16 protein-coding genes are annotated in these 17290 nt (G+C 55.7%); 13 read left to right on the top strand and 3 right to left on the bottom strand.

Going from position 1 to position 17290, the window contains the following annotated elements; genetic code table 11:
* The 12 genes from murD (at window position 1) to mutT (ending at window position 14399) form a co-directional block, all read left to right on the top strand.
* Complete coding sequence (murD, locus tag ACOTY5_RS13780) at window positions 1-1317, top strand: UDP-N-acetylmuramoyl-L-alanine--D-glutamate ligase (RefSeq protein ID WP_017694517.1); 1317 nt, start codon at window positions 1-3, stop codon at window positions 1315-1317.
* Window positions 1317-2561, top strand: coding sequence for a cell division protein FtsW (gene ftsW / locus ACOTY5_RS13775; protein WP_006810115.1), 1245 nt, complete (start codon window positions 1317-1319; stop codon window positions 2559-2561). The genes murD and ftsW overlap by 1 nt, the downstream gene beginning before the upstream one ends.
* Complete coding sequence (gene murG / locus ACOTY5_RS13770; protein WP_017383783.1) at window positions 2558-3622, top strand: undecaprenyldiphospho-muramoylpentapeptide beta-N-acetylglucosaminyltransferase; 1065 nt, start codon at window positions 2558-2560, stop codon at window positions 3620-3622. Before ftsW ends, murG begins: the two co-directional genes overlap by 4 nt.
* Window positions 3623-3681: 59 nt before the next feature.
* A complete protein-coding gene (murC, locus tag ACOTY5_RS13765) occupies window positions 3682-5157 on the top strand; it encodes a UDP-N-acetylmuramate--L-alanine ligase (protein WP_003856345.1) in 1476 nt (491 codons plus the stop codon).
* Window positions 5150-6070, top strand: a complete 921-nt coding sequence (locus tag ACOTY5_RS13760; RefSeq protein ID WP_045141611.1) for a D-alanine--D-alanine ligase — start codon at window positions 5150-5152, stop codon at window positions 6068-6070. The genes murC and ACOTY5_RS13760 overlap by 8 nt, the downstream gene beginning before the upstream one ends.
* 1 nt (window position 6071) lies before the next feature.
* Window positions 6072-6914, top strand: a complete 843-nt coding sequence (gene ftsQ / locus ACOTY5_RS13755; protein ID WP_421631938.1) for a cell division protein FtsQ — start codon at window positions 6072-6074, stop codon at window positions 6912-6914.
* Window positions 6911-8167, top strand: a complete 1257-nt coding sequence (gene ftsA, locus ACOTY5_RS13750; protein WP_003856340.1) for a cell division protein FtsA — start codon at window positions 6911-6913, stop codon at window positions 8165-8167. Before ftsQ ends, ftsA begins: the two co-directional genes overlap by 4 nt.
* 63 nt (window positions 8168-8230) lie before the next feature.
* Window positions 8231-9382 carry a cell division protein FtsZ gene (ftsZ, locus tag ACOTY5_RS13745; RefSeq protein WP_003856338.1) on the top strand — a complete coding sequence of 384 codons (1152 nt, stop codon included), beginning with the start codon at window positions 8231-8233 and terminating at the stop codon, window positions 9380-9382.
* A 101-nt stretch (window positions 9383-9483) separates the two neighbouring features.
* The gene (gene lpxC / locus ACOTY5_RS13740; RefSeq protein WP_421631937.1) at window positions 9484-10401 is read left to right on the top strand and encodes a UDP-3-O-acyl-N-acetylglucosamine deacetylase; all 918 of its coding nucleotides are present in this window, start codon (window positions 9484-9486) and stop codon (window positions 10399-10401) included.
* 280 nt (window positions 10402-10681) lie between these two features.
* A complete protein-coding gene (secM, locus tag ACOTY5_RS13735; RefSeq protein ID WP_032103219.1) occupies window positions 10682-11185 on the top strand; it encodes a secA translation cis-regulator SecM in 504 nt (167 codons plus the stop codon).
* Between the two features lie 58 nt (window positions 11186-11243).
* Window positions 11244-13949, top strand: a complete 2706-nt coding sequence (gene secA / locus ACOTY5_RS13730; protein WP_015572673.1) for a preprotein translocase subunit SecA — start codon at window positions 11244-11246, stop codon at window positions 13947-13949.
* A 57-nt stretch (window positions 13950-14006) separates the two neighbouring features.
* The gene (mutT, locus tag ACOTY5_RS13725) at window positions 14007-14399 is read left to right on the top strand and encodes an 8-oxo-dGTP diphosphatase MutT (RefSeq protein ID WP_026080649.1); all 393 of its coding nucleotides are present in this window, start codon (window positions 14007-14009) and stop codon (window positions 14397-14399) included.
* A gap of 34 nt (window positions 14400-14433) precedes the next feature.
* On the opposite strand, the gene yacG is transcribed toward mutT, so the two are convergent.
* The 3 genes from yacG to coaE are packed head-to-tail and all read right to left on the bottom strand — an operon-like array spanning window position 14434 to window position 16001.
* A complete protein-coding gene (yacG, locus tag ACOTY5_RS13720) occupies window positions 14434-14628 on the bottom strand; it encodes a DNA gyrase inhibitor YacG (RefSeq protein ID WP_015572675.1) in 195 nt (64 codons plus the stop codon).
* 9 nt (window positions 14629-14637) lie between these two features.
* The gene (zapD, locus tag ACOTY5_RS13715; protein ID WP_045141610.1) at window positions 14638-15381 is read right to left on the bottom strand and encodes a cell division protein ZapD; all 744 of its coding nucleotides are present in this window, start codon (window positions 15379-15381) and stop codon (window positions 14638-14640) included.
* Window positions 15381-16001, bottom strand: coding sequence for a dephospho-CoA kinase (coaE, locus tag ACOTY5_RS13710; RefSeq protein WP_039271719.1), 621 nt, complete (start codon window positions 15999-16001; stop codon window positions 15381-15383). The genes zapD and coaE overlap by 1 nt, the downstream gene beginning before the upstream one ends.
* Window positions 16002-16229: 228 nt before the next feature.
* On the opposite strand from coaE, the gene ACOTY5_RS13705 reads away from it, so the two are divergent.
* Complete coding sequence (locus tag ACOTY5_RS13705) at window positions 16230-17273, top strand: GMP reductase (RefSeq protein WP_017383777.1); 1044 nt, start codon at window positions 16230-16232, stop codon at window positions 17271-17273.
* Window positions 17274-17290 lie beyond the last annotated feature (17 nt).

Below are 17290 nucleotides of genomic sequence, written 5' to 3'. Positions count from 1 at the left end.
ATGGCAGATTACCAGGGCAAAAAAGTCGTTATCATCGGGTTAGGCCTCACCGGCCTCTCCTGCGTGGACTTTTTCCTTGCGCGTGGCGTGACGCCGCGCGTGATGGATACGCGCGTCTCTCCGTCGGGTCTGGACAAGCTGCCGGAGCAGGTTGAACGCCACCTGGGTGGTCTGAATGATGAGTGGCTGCTGGCCGCCGATCTGATTGTTGCCAGCCCCGGTATGGCGCTGGCGCATCCTTCCCTGAGCGCCGCCGCGGATGCGGGCGTTGAGATTGTCGGCGATATCGAACTGTTCTGCCGGGAGGCGCAGGCCCCGATCGTCGCCATTACCGGTTCAAACGGTAAAAGCACCGTCACCACGCTGGTGGGGGAAATGGCGAAGGCGGCGGGCAAAAATGTCGGCGTGGGCGGTAACATTGGTCTGCCCGCTCTGATGCTGCTTGATAAAGGGTGTGAGCTGTTCGTCCTTGAGCTTTCCAGCTTCCAGCTGGAAACCACTTCAAGCCTGCATGCGGCGGCGGCGACGATCCTAAACGTCACCGAAGATCATATGGACAGATACCCGTTCGGCTTGCAGCAGTACCGTGCGGCCAAACTGCGCGTTTATGAAAATGCCAAAGTTTGCGTAGTGAATGCCGATGATGCACTCACCATGCCGGTGCGCGGCGCAGACGAACGCTGCATTAGCTTCGGTATTAACATGGGTGACTATCACCTTAATCGTCAGCAGGGCGAAACCTGGCTACGCGTGAAAGGTGAGAAAGTGCTGAACGTGAAAGAGATGATGCTCTCCGGCCAGCATAACTACACCAATGCTCTGGCGGCGCTGGCGCTGGCGGATGCCGTTGGCCTGCCGCGATCTTCAAGCCTGAAGGCGCTCACCACCTTTACCGGCCTGGCGCACCGCTTCCAGCTGGCGCTGGAGCACAACGGCGTACGCTGGATTAACGATTCCAAAGCGACCAACGTGGGTAGCACCGAGGCGGCACTGAACGGTTTGCACGTTGATGGCACGCTATACCTGCTGCTGGGCGGCGACGGTAAATCGGCTGACTTCTCCTCGCTGAAGCAGTACCTCAACGGTGATAACGTGCGCCTGTATTGCTTTGGCCGCGATGGCAGCGAGCTGGCGGCGTTGCGTCCTGAAGTCGCCGAGCAAACCGAGACCATGGAGCAGGCGATGCGCCTCATCGCCCCACGCGTGAAGCCCGGCGATATGGTACTGCTCTCGCCAGCCTGTGCCAGCCTCGATCAATTCAAGAGTTTCGAACAGCGGGGTGATGTCTTTACCCGCCTGGCGAAGGAGTTAGGCTGATGCGTTTATCTCTCCCTCGCCTGAAAATGCCGCGCCTGCCAGGATTTGGTATCCTGGTATGGCTGTTTACGGCGCTGAAAGGCTGGGTGATGGCTTCCCGGGATAAAGATTCCGACAGCCTGATCATGTACGACCGCACGCTGTTCTGGCTCACGCTGGGGCTGGCAGCGATCGGCTTTATTATGGTCACCTCGGCGTCAATGCCTGTCGGACAGCGTCTGGCAAACGACCCGTTCCTGTTTGCCAAGCGTGACGGGCTGTACATCATTCTCGCGTTCTGCCTGGCAATGATCACCTTACGCCTGCCGATGTCGTTCTGGCAGCGGCACAGTACAGCCATGCTCATCGCCTCAATCATCATGCTGTTGATCGTTCTGGTTGTCGGGAGCTCCGTTAACGGGGCATCACGCTGGATTGCCTTTGGGCCACTGCGTATCCAGCCCGCGGAGTTCACCAAACTGTCGTTGTTCTGCTACCTGGCTAACTACCTGGTGCGTAAAGTTGACGAAGTTCGTAACAACCTTCGTGGCTTCTTAAAACCGATGGGCGTGATTCTGGTCCTCGCGATCCTGCTGCTGGCGCAGCCCGACCTCGGTACGGTAGTCGTACTGTTTGTCACTACGCTGGCGATGCTGTTCCTGGCGGGCGCAAAACTGTGGCAGTTCATTGCCATCATCGGGATGGGGATTTCGGCGGTGGTGCTGCTGATCCTCGCCGAGCCCTACCGTATCCGCCGTGTGACCTCGTTCTGGAACCCATGGGAAGATCCGTTCGGCAGCGGTTACCAGCTGACGCAGTCGCTGATGGCGTTTGGCCGCGGCGAAGTCTGGGGTCAAGGCCTGGGCAACTCGGTACAAAAACTGGAGTATTTACCGGAGGCGCACACCGACTTCATCTTCTCCATTATTGGGGAAGAACTGGGTTATATCGGTGTGGTATTGGCGCTATTAATGGTATTCTTCGTCGCTTTCCGCGCCATGTCGATTGGCCGGAAAGCGCTGGAGATCGATCACCGCTTCTCCGGTTTCCTGGCCTGCTCAATTGGTATCTGGTTTAGCTTCCAGGCGCTGGTAAACGTTGGGGCGGCAGCGGGTATGCTGCCGACCAAAGGTCTGACGTTGCCGTTGATCAGTTATGGTGGTTCGAGTCTGTTGATCATGTCGACGGCCATCATGTTTTTGTTACGCATAGATTATGAAACGCGTCTGGAGAAAGCTCAGGCGTTTACACGAGGTTCACGATGAATCAACCGAAGCGGTTAATGGTGATGGCAGGCGGTACCGGTGGACACGTGTTCCCGGGACTGGCGGTTGCGCACCATTTAATGGAACAGGGCTGGCAGGTACGCTGGCTGGGAACCGCAGACCGCATGGAAGCCGATCTGGTACCTAAACACGGTATCGAGATCGACTTTATTCGTATTTCTGGCCTTCGTGGCAAAGGGATCAAGGCGCAGCTGCTGGCGCCGGTGCGCATTTTCAATGCCTGGCGTCAGGCGCGCGCCATTATGAAGCGTTTTAAGCCTGACGTCGTTCTGGGCATGGGCGGTTACGTTTCCGGTCCGGGCGGACTGGCGGCGTGGTCACTGGGCATCCCCGTTGTTCTGCATGAGCAGAACGGTATTGCCGGGTTGACCAACAAATGGCTGGCAAAAATCGCTACCAAAGTTATGCAGGCCTTCCCCGGGGCATTCCCGAAAGCGGATGTCGTAGGGAATCCGGTACGTGTGGACGTGCTGGCGCTGCCGCTGCCAGATACGCGTCTGGCGGGTCGCGAAGGGCCGGTGCGCGTGCTGGTCGTCGGCGGTTCCCAGGGCGCACGTATTTTAAACCAGACGATGCCGCAGGTTGCGGCAAAACTGGGTGATGCGGTGACCATCTGGCACCAGAGCGGGAAGGGCGCTCAGCAGACCGTTGAGCAGGCCTACGTGCAGGAAGGTCAGCCGCAGCATAAAGTGACTGAATTTATTGATGATATGGCCGCAGCCTATGCCTGGGCCGATGTTGTGGTCTGTCGCTCGGGCGCGCTGACGGTGAGCGAAATCGCCGCCGCCGGTTTACCGGCGCTGTTTGTGCCGTTCCAGCACAAAGACCGACAGCAGTACTGGAATGCGCTGCCGCTTGAGAAAGCGGGCGCAGCGAAGATTTTTGAGCAGCCACAATTTACCGCTGATGCGGTCGCCACTACCCTGGCGGGCTGGAACCGGGATGTATTACTGGAGATGGCGCAACGCGCACGCGCGACCGCTATCCCGGATGCAACGGAACGGGTGGCAAAAGAAGTGAGCCTGGCAGCCCAGGCATAATTCTCGCAGTGCGTGTTGCGCTGCACGATTTTTTTGAAGTAGTCGATGGCGTTTAGAGAATGAATACACAACAACTGGCAAAACTGCGTTCTATCGTGCCCGAGATGCGTCGCGTCCGGCACATTCACTTTGTCGGCATCGGTGGTGCTGGCATGGGCGGTATTGCCGAAGTGTTAGCTAACGAAGGCTATCAGATCAGCGGGTCTGACCTGGCGCCAAACCCTGTTACGCAGCAGCTGGCGTCGCTGGGGGCGACTATCTATTTCAATCATCGCCCGGAAAACGTGAGCGATGCGAGCGTGGTTGTGGTGTCCAGCGCTATCTCCGCGGATAACCCGGAAATCGTTGCGGCGCATGAGGCGCGCATCCCGGTGATCCGTCGCGCGGAAATGCTGGCGGAACTGATGCGTTTCCGTCACGGCATTGCGGTGGCCGGTACGCACGGTAAAACCACCACAACAGCGATGGTCTCCAGCATTTATGCGGAAGCGGGTCTCGACCCGACGTTCGTTAACGGTGGTCTGGTGAAAGCCGCTGGCGTGCATGCGCGTCTGGGCCACAGCCGTTATCTGATTGCGGAAGCGGATGAGAGCGATGCGTCGTTCCTGCATCTACAGCCGATGGTGGCGATCGTCACCAACATCGAAGCTGACCATATGGACACTTACCAGGGCGACTTCGAGAACTTAAAGCAGACCTTTATTAACTTCCTGCACAACCTGCCGTTCTATGGCCGTGCGGTGATGTGCGTGGACGATCCGGTTATTCGCGAGCTGCTGCCGCGCGTCGGGCGTCAAATTACGACCTACGGCTTCAGCGAAGACGCGGATGTACGCGTAGAAGATTACAAGCAGATCGGTGCGCAGGGGCATTTCACCCTCGCGCGTCAGGATAAAGACCTGCTGCATGTCACCCTGAACGCTCCGGGACGTCACAACGCCCTGAATGCGGCAGCGGCGGTGGCTGTTGCGACAGAAGAAGGCATTGACGATGAAGCGATCCTGCGCGCACTGGAGAGCTTCCAGGGGACGGGCCGTCGCTTCGACTTCCTCGGTGAATTCCCGCTGGAGCCGGTAAACGGTAAGCCAGGTTCTGCGATGCTGGTAGACGACTACGGTCACCATCCGACGGAAGTGGACGCAACCATCAAAGCGGCACGCGCGGGTTGGCCGGAAAAGAATCTGGTCATGATCTTCCAGCCGCACCGTTACACGCGTACCCGCGATCTGTATGACGATTTTGCCAACGTCCTTTCGCAGGTTGATACCCTGCTGATGCTGGATGTTTATGCAGCGGGTGAAACTCCGATTCCGGGTGCGGACAGTCGTTCTTTATGTCGTACCATCCGTGGACGCGGTAAAGTGGATCCTATTCTGGTTCCCGACCCGGCGCAGGTGGCTGAAATGCTTGCCCCGGTCCTGACGGGTAACGATCTGATCCTGATTCAGGGCGCGGGAAATATCGGCAAAATCGCCCGTACCTTAGCTGAAATCAAACTGAAGCCGCAAACTCAGGAGGACGAGCGTCATGGCTGATAAGATTGCTGTCCTGTTTGGCGGCACTTCCGCCGAACGCGAGGTTTCTCTGAATTCGGGCGCTGCCGTGCTGGCGGGCCTGCGTGAAGGTGGCGTGGACGCGCATCCGGTTGATCCGAAAGAGGTGGACGTTACGCAGCTGAAAGCGATGGGCTTCGATAAAGCCTTCATCGCGTTGCACGGTCGCGGCGGTGAAGACGGCACGTTGCAGGGGCTGCTGGAGCTGATCGGCATGCCGTACACCGGCAGCGGCGTGATGGCATCCGCCATCTCCATGGATAAACTGCGCAGCAAACTGCTGTGGCAGGGGGCGGGCCTGCCCGTTGCGCCATGGGTTGCACTGACGCGTCGTGAATATGAATTGGGTCTGTCGGACAGCGTTAAGACACGCATTGCGGCACTGGGCTTACCGGTTATTGTGAAGCCGAGCCGTGAAGGGTCGAGCGTGGGAATGTCCAAAGTCGATAAAGCTGTAAATTTGGCTGACGCTTTAGCACTGGCATTTCAACATGATGAAGAAGTTCTGATTGAAAAATGGCTTAGCGGGCCGGAATTTACCGTCGCGATGCTTGGCGAAGAAATTTTACCGTCAATTCGCATCCAACCCGCCGGAGTCTTCTATGATTATGAGGCGAAGTATCTCTCTGATGAGACGCAATATTTCTGCCCAGCGGGTCTTGAAGCAGAGCGTGAGGCCGAATTACAGTCTCTGGTGCTTAAAGCCTGGAATGTGCTGGGATGTCGTGGCTGGGGACGCATTGACGTGATGCTTGACGGTGACGGGCAATTTTATCTGCTGGAAGCAAACACGTCTCCGGGTATGACCAGCCATAGCCTTGTGCCGATGGCGGCGCGTCAGGCGGGAATGAGCTTCTCGCAGTTAGTCGTACGTATTCTGGACCAGGCGGGCTGATATGTCTCAGGCTGCATTGAACACGCGCAACCGCGATGACGAAGAAGAATACTCCTCTTCGCGCCGGAGTAATGGAACGCGTCTTGCAGGGATCATCTTCCTGCTCGGGGTGCTGTGCACCGTGTTTATCAGCGGCTGGATGGTGCTGGGCTGGATGGAAGACGCGCAGCGGTTGCCGCTGTCGAAGCTGGTGGTGACCGGGGAGCGACACTACACGCGTAACGATGACATTCGCCAGTCGGTTCTGGCGCTTGGGTCGCCTGGCACCTTTATGACGCAGGACGTCAACATTATCCAAAGTCAGATTGAACGTCTGCCGTGGATAAAACAGGCGAGTGTCAGAAAACAATGGCCAGATGAATTGAAGATTCATCTGGTTGAATATGTGCCGATTGCGCGTTGGAATGATCAGCATATGGTTGACGTAGACGGAAATTCGTTCAGCGTTCCGAGCGATCGTGTCAACAAGCAGAATTTACCGATGTTGTATGGCCCGGAAGGCAGCGAAAACGAAGTATTGCAGGGTTTTCGTGAGATGGGGCAGGTGCTGGCTAAGGATCGCTTTACGTTAAAAGATGCTGCGATGACGGCGCGCCGTTCCTGGCAGTTGACCCTAACGAATGGCATTAAGCTCAATCTTGGCCGCGGCGACACAATGAAACGTCTGGCGCGTTTTGTAGAACTTTACCCGGTTTTACAGCAGCAGGCGCAGACGGATGGCAAACGGATAAGCTACGTTGATTTGCGCTATGACTCAGGCGCAGCAGTCGGTTGGGAGCCGGCTCCGGTCGAGGAACCTAATCAGCAACAAAATCAGGCACAGGTACAGGCAGAACAACAATGATCAAGTCGACGGACAGAAAATTGGTAGTAGGACTGGAGATTGGCACCGCGAAGGTTGCCGCTTTGGTAGGGGAAGTTCTGCCCGACGGTATGGTCAATATCATTGGCGTGGGCAGCTGCCCCTCCCGTGGTATGGATAAAGGTGGGGTAAACGACCTTGAGTCGGTGGTGAAATGCGTTCAGCGCGCCATCGACCAGGCTGAATTGATGGCAGATTGCCAGATTTCCTCTGTCTATCTGGCCCTGTCTGGTAAGCACATCAGCTGCCAGAATGAAATCGGTATGGTGCCGATTTCTGAAGAAGAGGTGACGCAGGAAGACGTTGAGAACGTTGTCCACACGGCGAAATCCGTGCGTGTTCGCGACGAGCACCGTGTGCTGCATGTGATCCCGCAGGAATACGCGATCGACTACCAGGAAGGCATCAAGAATCCGGTCGGTCTGTCGGGCGTGCGTATGCAGGCAAAAGTGCACCTGATCACATGTCACAATGATATGGCGAAGAACATTGTAAAAGCCGTTGAACGTTGTGGCCTGAAAGTTGACCAACTCATTTTCGCCGGTCTTGCCGCGAGCTATTCCGTGCTGACCGAAGACGAACGTGAACTGGGCGTCTGTGTGGTCGATATTGGTGGTGGTACAATGGACATGGCCGTCTATACCGGCGGTGCGTTACGCCACACCAAAGTGATCCCGTACGCCGGGAATGTGGTGACCAGCGATATCGCTTACGCCTTTGGTACGCCACCGAGCGATGCAGAGGCGATTAAAGTGCGCCATGGTTGCGCGCTGGGCTCTATCGTCGGCAAAGACGAGAGCGTTGAAGTGCCGAGCGTAGGCGGGCGACCGCCGCGCAGCCTGCAACGCCAGACGCTGGCAGAGGTGATTGAGCCGCGTTATACCGAGCTGCTCAACTTGGTCAACGAAGAGATTTTGCAGTTACAGGAACAGCTTCGCCAGCAGGGTGTGAAACATCATCTCGCGGCGGGGATTGTATTAACCGGCGGGGCAGCGCAAATTGAAGGTCTTGCGGCCTGCGCTCAGCGCGTGTTCCATACGCAGGTGCGTATTGGTGCGCCGCTGAATATTACCGGTTTAACGGATTACGCTCAGGAGCCGTATTACTCAACGGCCGTGGGCCTGCTGCACTACGGGAAAGAATCCCATTTGAGTGGTGAAGCAGAAGTGGAAAAACGCGTCTCGGTGGGGTCTTGGGTCAAACGACTTAACACCTGGTTGCGAAAAGAGTTTTAATTTTTTTAAGAGACCGGAGAGAATTAGCGGTCTCGGGCGACAGGCACAACGGAGAGAGAGATTATGTTTGAACCTATGGAATTAACCAACGACGCGGTGATTAAAGTCATCGGCGTCGGTGGCGGCGGCGGTAACGCCGTAGAGCACATGGTGCGCGAGCGCATCGAAGGTGTTGAATTCTTCGCGGTGAACACCGATGCGCAGGCGCTGCGTAAAACGGCTGTTGGCCAGACGATTCAGATCGGTGGTGGCATCACCAAAGGTCTGGGAGCAGGGGCTAACCCGGAAGTGGGCCGCAACGCGGCAGAAGAAGATCGTGAAGCGCTGCGCGCTGCACTGGACGGTGCAGACATGGTCTTCATCGCAGCGGGTATGGGCGGCGGTACAGGTACCGGTGCAGCACCCGTTGTGGCGGAAGTCGCTAAAGATTTAGGTATTCTGACCGTTGCTGTCGTGACCAAGCCTTTCAACTTTGAAGGTAAGAAGCGTATGGCTTTCGCGGAGCAGGGTATCACCGAGCTGTCCAAGCACGTGGACTCTCTGATTACCATCCCGAACGACAAGCTGCTGAAAGTGCTGGGTCGCGGTATCTCTCTGCTGGACGCCTTTGGCGCGGCAAACGACGTGCTGAAAGGCGCGGTTCAGGGTATTGCTGAACTGATTACCCGTCCTGGTCTTATGAACGTTGACTTTGCAGACGTTCGCACCGTGATGTCCGAGATGGGCTACGCGATGATGGGCTCTGGCGTGGCGAGCGGCGAAGACCGTGCGGAAGAAGCCGCTGAAATGGCGATCTCTTCTCCACTGCTGGAAGATATCGATCTGTCTGGTGCGCGCGGCGTGCTGGTCAACATTACCGCTGGCTTTGACCTGCGTCTGGATGAGTTCGAAACCGTGGGTAACACCATCCGTGCGTTCGCCTCTGACAACGCGACCGTCGTTATCGGTACGTCCCTTGATCCGGAAATGAACGACGAACTGCGTGTGACCGTTGTGGCCACCGGTATCGGTATGGACAAGCGTCCTGAGATCACCCTGGTGACCAACAAACAGACTCAGCAGCCGGTTATGGATCGTTACCAGCAGCACGGTATGGCGCCTCTGACTCAGGAGCAAAAACCCGCTGCGAAAGTGGTGAACGACCCGACTCCACAAACGGCAAAAGAGCCAGATTATCTGGATATCCCGGCGTTCCTGCGTAAGCAAGCTGACTAAGAATTGGCTGGAATTTGGGGATTTGCGCTCTTTGTGCTAAACTGGCCCACCGTTAGTGATATACACTCTCGGTTGGATAGTTAATTTGGCGAGATTATACGATGATCAAACAAAGGACACTTAAACGTATCGTTCAGGCGACGGGTGTCGGTTTACATACCGGCAAGAAAGTCACACTGACGTTACGCCCTGCGCCGGCCAATACCGGGGTCATCTATCGTCGCACCGACTTGAATCCACCGGTAGATTTTCCGGCCGATGCCAAATCTGTGCGTGATACTATGCTCTGTACTTGTCTGGTGAACGAGCATGACGTGCGGATTTCTACCGTAGAGCACCTGAACGCCGCCCTGGCGGGTCTGGGTATCGACAACATTATGGTTGAAGTCGATGCGCCAGAAATCCCGATCATGGACGGGAGTGCTGCTCCGTTCGTTTATTTGTTGCTGGATGCCGGCATCGAAGAACTGAACTGCGCGAAGAAATTTGTTCGCATTAAAGAGACCGTTCGCGTCGAAGATGGCGACAAATGGGCTGAATTCAAACCGTACAATGGTTTCTCGTTGGATTTCACCATCGATTTTAACCATCCGGCGATTGACTCCAGCACCCAGCGCTATGCGATGAACTTCTCTGCGGATGCGTTCATGCGTCAGATCAGCCGAGCACGTACCTTCGGCTTTATGCGTGATATCGAATATCTGCAATCCCGCGGCCTGTGCCTGGGCGGCAGCTTCGATTGTGCCATCGTTGTTGACGATTATCGCGTACTGAACGAAGACGGCCTGCGTTTTGAAGATGAATTTGTTCGTCACAAAATGCTGGACGCGATCGGCGACCTCTTCATGTGTGGTCACAACATCATTGGTGCATTTACCGCGTTTAAATCCGGTCATGCACTGAACAACAAACTGTTGCAGGCCGTCCTGGCAAAACAGGAAGCCTGGGAATATGTGACCTTCGAAGACGAAGCTGAACTGCCGCTGGCGTTCAAAGCCCCGACTTGGGTCCTGGCTTAAGGGTTAAAGCCGTTTCTTAATAAAAGCGACTGGTTCACCTGGTACTCTCTCCGACCAGGGAAGCCAGTCGTTTTTATTTCTGCCCTTCTTTAATTTGTCCCCCTCACCCCTGGCCTGTGTCGGGTGCCGAATAACGGTGTGTTCGCTGCATTATTGACCGTTTTTACCTGCTGCAAGGTGTCATTCCTGCTGCCGTGTATTGGCTTTAGTGGTAATATCTGGGCGCTAAAAAAGAATAACTGAACTCAGCCTGCACTGGCGGGCGAACGTGGTGGAGCAAGTGAGCGGAATACTGACGCGCTGGCGACAATTTGGCAGACGTTACTTCTGGCCGCATCTCTTATTGGGGATGGTCGCGGCGAGTTTCGGCTTGCCTGTGCTCAGCAACAGCGCAGACGCGGCCACGCCAGCACGTTCCACGACGACCAAACACGATCTCACCACACGGGTTAACTTCACTAATCTCGCATGGCTTGAAGCCAGCCGCCGTCCTAATTTCTCCGTTGATTACTGGCAGCAGCACGCGATTCGCACGGTTATCCGCCATCTGTCGTTCGCGATGGCGCCGCAGACGATGCCTGTTGCGGAAGAAACGCTGCCGGTTCAGGCTCAGCATCTTGCCCTGCTCGATACGCTTAATGCGCTTCTGACGCAGGACAACCAGCCGCCAGTGACCGTAAATCAGACGGCGCAAACGGATTTTGTTTCCCCTGCATCCTTCTCTGTTTCGACATGGATTAGCCAGGTTCACGGCATCCGTGCCGGGCCTCAACGCCTCAGCTAAATTAACCTTTTTCAATACCTTAATTTATCTGCCCGACTGGGGCGTTTGAGAATTTATTATGCTAATCAAATTGTTAACCAAAGTTTTTGGTAGTCGTAACGATCGTACCCTGCGCCGCATGCGCAAAGCTGTGAACGTCATCAACGGTATGGAACCGGCGATGGAGAAGCTCACTGATGATGAGCTGAAAGCGAAAACCGCGGAGTTCCGTGCGCGTCTGGAGAAAGGTGAAACCTTAGAAAGCCTGATCCCGGAAGCCTTCGCCGTTGTACGTGAGGCCAGTAAACGCGTGTTCGGCATGCGTCACTTCGACGTGCAGCTGCTGGGCGGGATGGTGCTCAACGAGCGCTGCATCGCGGAAATGCGTACCGGTGAAGGTAAAACCCTGACGGCAACGCTGCCGGCTTACCTGAATGCGCTGACGGGTAAGGGCGTTCACGTTGTTACCGTCAACGACTATCTGGCGCAGCGCGACGCCGAAAACAACCGTCCGCTGTTCGAATTCCTCGGCATGACCGTAGGCATTAACATGTCCGGCCTGCCGGCACCTGCCAAGCGTGAAGCCTATAACGCAGATATCACCTACGGCACCAACAACGAATACGGCTTCGACTACCTGCGCGACAACATGGCGTTCAGCCCGGAAGAGCGCGTCCAGCGTAAACTGCACTATGCGCTGGTGGATGAGGTTGACTCCATTCTGATCGATGAAGCGCGTACCCCGCTGATCATCTCCGGCCCGGCCGAAGACAGCTCCGAGATGTACCGTAAAGTCGACAAAATCATTCCTCACCTGCTGCGTCAGGAGAAAGAAGACTCCGATACCTTCCAGGGTGAAGGTCACTTCTCCGTGGATGAAAAAGCGCGTCAGGTCAACCTGACCGAACGCGGCCTGGTGAAAATCGAAGAGTTGCTGGTGGCTGAAGGCATTATGGAAGAGGGCGAGTCTCTGTACTCCCCGAGCAACATCATGCTGATGCACCACGTAACGGCCGCACTGCGCGCGCACGCCCTGTTCACCCGCGACGTTGACTACATCGTTAAAGACGGCGAAGTCATCATCGTCGATGAACACACCGGCCGTACCATGCAGGGACGTCGCTGGTCCGATGGCCTGCACCAGGCCGTGGAAGCGAAAGAAGGCGTGGATATTCAAAACGAAAACCAGACGCTGGCCTCCATCACCTTCCAGAACTACTTCCGTCTGTACGAGAAGCTGGCGGGGATGACCGGTACCGCAGATACCGAAGCGTTTGAGTTCAGCTCCATCTATAAGCTGGATACCGTGGTAGTACCTACCAACCGTCCGATGATCCGTAAGGATATGCCGGACCTGGTATACATGACTGAAGCGGAAAAAATTCAGGCGATCATCGAAGATATTCGCGAACGTACCGCGAAGGGCCAGCCGGTACTGGTGGGGACCATCTCCATCGAGAAATCCGAAGTGGTATCTAACGAGCTGACCAAAGCAGGCATCAAACACAACGTTCTGAACGCCAAGTTCCACGCTAAAGAAGCAGATATCGTTGCGCAGGCCGGTTACCCGGCTGCCGTAACCATCGCCACCAACATGGCGGGTCGTGGTACCGATATTATGCTCGGCGGTAGCTGGCAGGCCGAAGTGGCGGAGCTGGAAAACCCAACCCCAGAGCAAATCGCGCAGATCAAAGCCGACTGGCAGGTGCGTCACGACGCGGTGCTGGCATCCGGTGGTCTGCACATCATTGGTACCGAGCGTCATGAATCCCGTCGTATCGATAACCAGCTGCGCGGTCGTGCAGGTCGTCAGGGTGATGCCGGTTCTTCCCGCTTCTATCTGTCTATGGAAGATGCGCTGATGCGTATTTTCGCCTCTGACCGTGTGTCCGGCATGATGCGTAAACTGGGCATGAAACCTGGCGAAGCGATCGAGCACCCGTGGGTTACCAAAGCGATTGCGAACGCCCAGCGTAAAGTAGAAAGCCGCAACTTCGATATTCGTAAGCAGCTGCTGGAATATGATGACGTTGCCAACGACCAGCGTCGTGCGATCTACACCCAGCGTAACGAACTGCTGGACGTGTCCGACGTGAGCGAAACCATCAACAGCATTCGCGAAGATGTGTTCAAAGCCACTATCGACGCGCACATTCCGCCGCAGTCTCTGGAAGAGATGTGGGATATCGAAGGTTTGCAGGAACGTCTGAAAAACGACTTCGATCTCGAACTGCCAATCAAAGAGTGGCTGGACAAAGAGCCTGAGCTGCACGAAGAGACCCTGCGCGAGCGTATCTACGAAACCGCGCTGGACGTCTACAAGCGTAAGGAAGAAGTGGTTGGCGCAGAGATGATGCGTCACTTCGAGAAAGGCGTAATGTTGCAGACCCTGGACTCCCTGTGGAAAGAGCATCTGGCGGCAATGGACTACCTGCGTCAGGGTATCCACCTGCGTGGTTATGCGCAGAAAGATCCGAAGCAGGAGTACAAGCGTGAATCCTTCTCCATGTTTGCTGCCATGCTGGAGTCGCTGAAGTATGAAGTCATCAGCACCCTGAGCAAAGTTCAGGTGCGTATGCCGGAAGAAGTGGAAGCGATGGAGCAGCAGCGTCGTGAAGAAGCTGAGCGTCTGGCACAGATGCAGCAGCTGAGCCATCAGACCGATGAGAGCGAAGCCGCAGCGGCAATCGCAGCGCAGACGGGCGATCGTAAAGTCGGTCGTAACGATCCGTGCCCATGCGGTTCCGGCAAAAAATACAAGGCGTGCCACGGCCGTCTGAGTTAAGAACATAACAAACTGAAAAGGCGCAGATATCTGCGCCTTTTTTATGGAAGTGACATGATGAAAACACTGCAAATTGCTGTCGGGATCATTCGCAACCCGCAAAATCAGATCTTCATTACCCAACGTGCCGCCGATGCGCACATGGCCAACAAATGGGAATTCCCCGGCGGAAAAATCGAATCAGGTGAAACGCCGGAGCAGGCGCTGGTGCGTGAGCTTCAGGAAGAGGTGGGGATCACCCCGCTTGGCGCAACGCTGTTCGATAAGCTGGAGTACCAGTTTCCGGATCGTCACATCACGCTGTGGTTCTGGCTGGTTGAAAACTGGGAAGGTGAGCCGTGGGGAAAAGAGGGGCAGCCGGGTAACTGGATTGAGCTTCAGGCCAGCGATGCGGAAAAATTCCCGCCTGCCAATGAGCCTGTGATCCTCCGGCTGGCCGCACAACCGTAGGCCTGCTAAGCGACGCGCCAGCAGGCTTTGAACGTTACTGCTGGTTTTCGCTCCAGTCATCGCTATCCGAGAGATCGCCTTCGCTCGGAATGCGTTTCTCTTCCGCCGCCCATTCGCCCAGGTCTATAAGCTGACAGCGCTTACAGCAGAATGGGCGAAATGGACTTACGTCTCCCCAGACGACAGTTTTCCCACAGGTTGGGCAGTTTACGGTGGTTACGTCAGACATTGGCACTCCTTAACAACAGGCCAGTTCAAAATCGAGGCGTTCCGGCACGGTGCCATGTTCACTGTCCAGCGGCATAAAGCGGATCGCGAAACGGCTTTTATGCCCGGAAATTTGCGGGTAAAGCTGCTCGCCAAGAGACAGGTTCAGGCGCAGAAGATCGGCGTCGTCGCCGTTATCCTGATAGAAACCGTTGAGACTGGTTTGTTTGCGGAACGGGGCAGAGTTACGCACAAGATCGAGGATCAGGGATAACGTCTGATTCATCGGCTCCAGGCTGCCCAGCCAGCTGTTCACCTGGCGATCGCGCTGTTCCTGCGGCATGTGCAGCCACATATGCAGCGTTGGCAGGTCAAAGCTACAGCATCCGCCCGGTATGCTCAGGCGCTGGCGCACCAGCGCAATCAGACGATCCTCTCGTAAAAACTGGCCAACGCGCGGCGCGGCCATCAGGGTCGTGCTGCTGTTTTTTAGCTGCTTGCGTAAAGCGTCAATTCGACTTTGATCCACGCCCGGTACTTCGGCCCAGGCCTGTAATTTACGCTGCTGGCGCTCCAGCTCTTTCAACAGCTCAGTGCGGACGTCGCCGCGTTCAATCACATCCAGCAGATCGCCCACGTTGCGGAAAAAATGCAGCGCGGTGGCGTGATCGTTGACAGGCAGATGTTGTGAAAGCTGTTGAATAAGAAATTCTATGCGTAGCCAGGTACGCATTTTTTCGTTAAGCGGGTGCTCAAAAAGGATATAAGTCGACATTATGGTTTTTCCTGTGCAACGGCCTGCGCGGCGAAGGTCAGATACTGCGCGTGCAGACGAGCAACATCCGATGCAATGGCATCTGGTGCGCCGTTATTATCAATAACATCATCCGCAATGGCGAGGCGCGCTTCGCGCGTGGCCTGTGCGGCAAGAATTTGTTCAGCATGCTCGCGTGAAACATGGTCACGCGCCATGGTTCTCTGGATTTGCGTTTCGCGGGAAACGTCAATCACCAGCGTTCTGTCTGCTTTATTTTGAAGCTGATTTTCCACCAGTAACGGGACCACCCACAACACATAGGGCGAACTGGCTGCGGCAATCTGACGCTGAGTTTCCTGGTGGATAATGGGGTGGAGCAGGGCATTAAGCCAGGCTTTTTCCGCTGGAACGGAAAATATGCACTCACGCAGCTGCCGACGATTCAGGGTGCCGTCAGCCTGTATCACACGGCGACCAAAATGCGCTTCGATGGCGTTTAAGGCGGGTGTATTGGGTTCTACCACCTGACGGGCAATGATATCGGCGTCGATAATCGTGATGCCGAGACGAGCAAACGCATGCGCAACGGTGCTTTTACCACTACCGATGCCGCCGGTTAATGCGACGATATACCCCATTAAATCAGATCCTGGGAATTATTCAGTTTTAAAATCAGTTGCTTAAAATTCAAACTTACAACAGCCAATGTTTAGCTCTCTTTACCCGCTTTTTACCAGGTAAATTTATAGGATTGTAGCGTAAAAAAAGAGAATTTCGCAGTCTTGCGGAGCAGGTATTAGTGCGTATGATAGCGTCACTGGAGTTGTGCTTTTAATATATTTGCCTCTAACCCCAGGAATCCGCACATGCGTATCGAAGAAGATCTGAAGTTAGGTTTCAAAGACGTTCTTATCCGCCCTAAACGCTCTACACTGAAAAGTCGCTCAGACGTTGAACTCGAACGTCAATTCACCTTTAAGCATTCCGGTCAGACGTGGTCTGGCGTGCCGATTATCGCGGCCAACATGGATACCGTCGGGACCTTCGAGATGGCGACCGCACTGGCGCAATTCGACATCCTTACTGCGGTACACAAACACTACAGCGCTGAAGAGTGGGATGCGTTTGTCGCCTCCGCCTCGGCTGACGTGGTGAAGCATGTGATGGTCTCGACCGGTACCTCTGATGCAGATTTCGAGAAAACCAAACAGATCCTGAACGCCAATCCGGCGCTGAATTTTGTCTGCATTGACGTGGCAAATGGTTATTCCGAGCATTTCGTTCAGTTCGTCAGCAAGGCACGTGAGGCCTGGCCAACCAAAACCATCATCGCGGGCAACGTGGTGACCGGTGAAATGTGTGAAGAGCTGATCCTCTCCGGGGCCGACATTGTGAAAGTTGGCATTGGCCCGGGGTCCGTTTGCACCACGCGCGTGAAAACCGGTGTGGGTTATCCGCAGCTGTCTGCGGTAATTGAATGCGCTGACGCTGCGCACGGTCTGGGCGGCCAGATCATCAGCGACGGTGGCTGCACCATGCCAGGCGATGTCGCGAAAGCCTTCGGCGGCGGCGCGGATTTCGTGATGCTCGGCGGCATGCTGGCAGGTCACGAAGAGAGCGGCGGTACCGTGGTGGAAGAAAACGGTGAGAAGTTCATGCTGTTCTACGGAATGAGCTCTGAATCCGCGATGACCCGTCACGTGGGCGGTGTCGCGAAATACCGTGCGGCGGAAGGCAAAACCGTTAAGCTGCCACTGCGTGGTCCGGTCGAAAACACGGCGCGCGATATCCTCGGCGGTCTGCGTTCTGCCTGCACCTACGTTGGTGCTTCCCGCCTGAAAGAGCTGACGAAACGCACGACGTTTATCCGCGTTCAGGAGCAGGAAAACCGCGTATTCAATAGCCTCTGACGGCTACGGCTGGCGCG

This window comes from Enterobacter cloacae complex sp. SHL018, assembly GCF_049237905.1.
GTDB classification, from domain to species: Bacteria; Pseudomonadota; Gammaproteobacteria; order Enterobacterales; family Enterobacteriaceae; genus Enterobacter; species Enterobacter hormaechei_C.
This window is presented reverse-complemented; position numbering and strand designations above follow the sequence as displayed.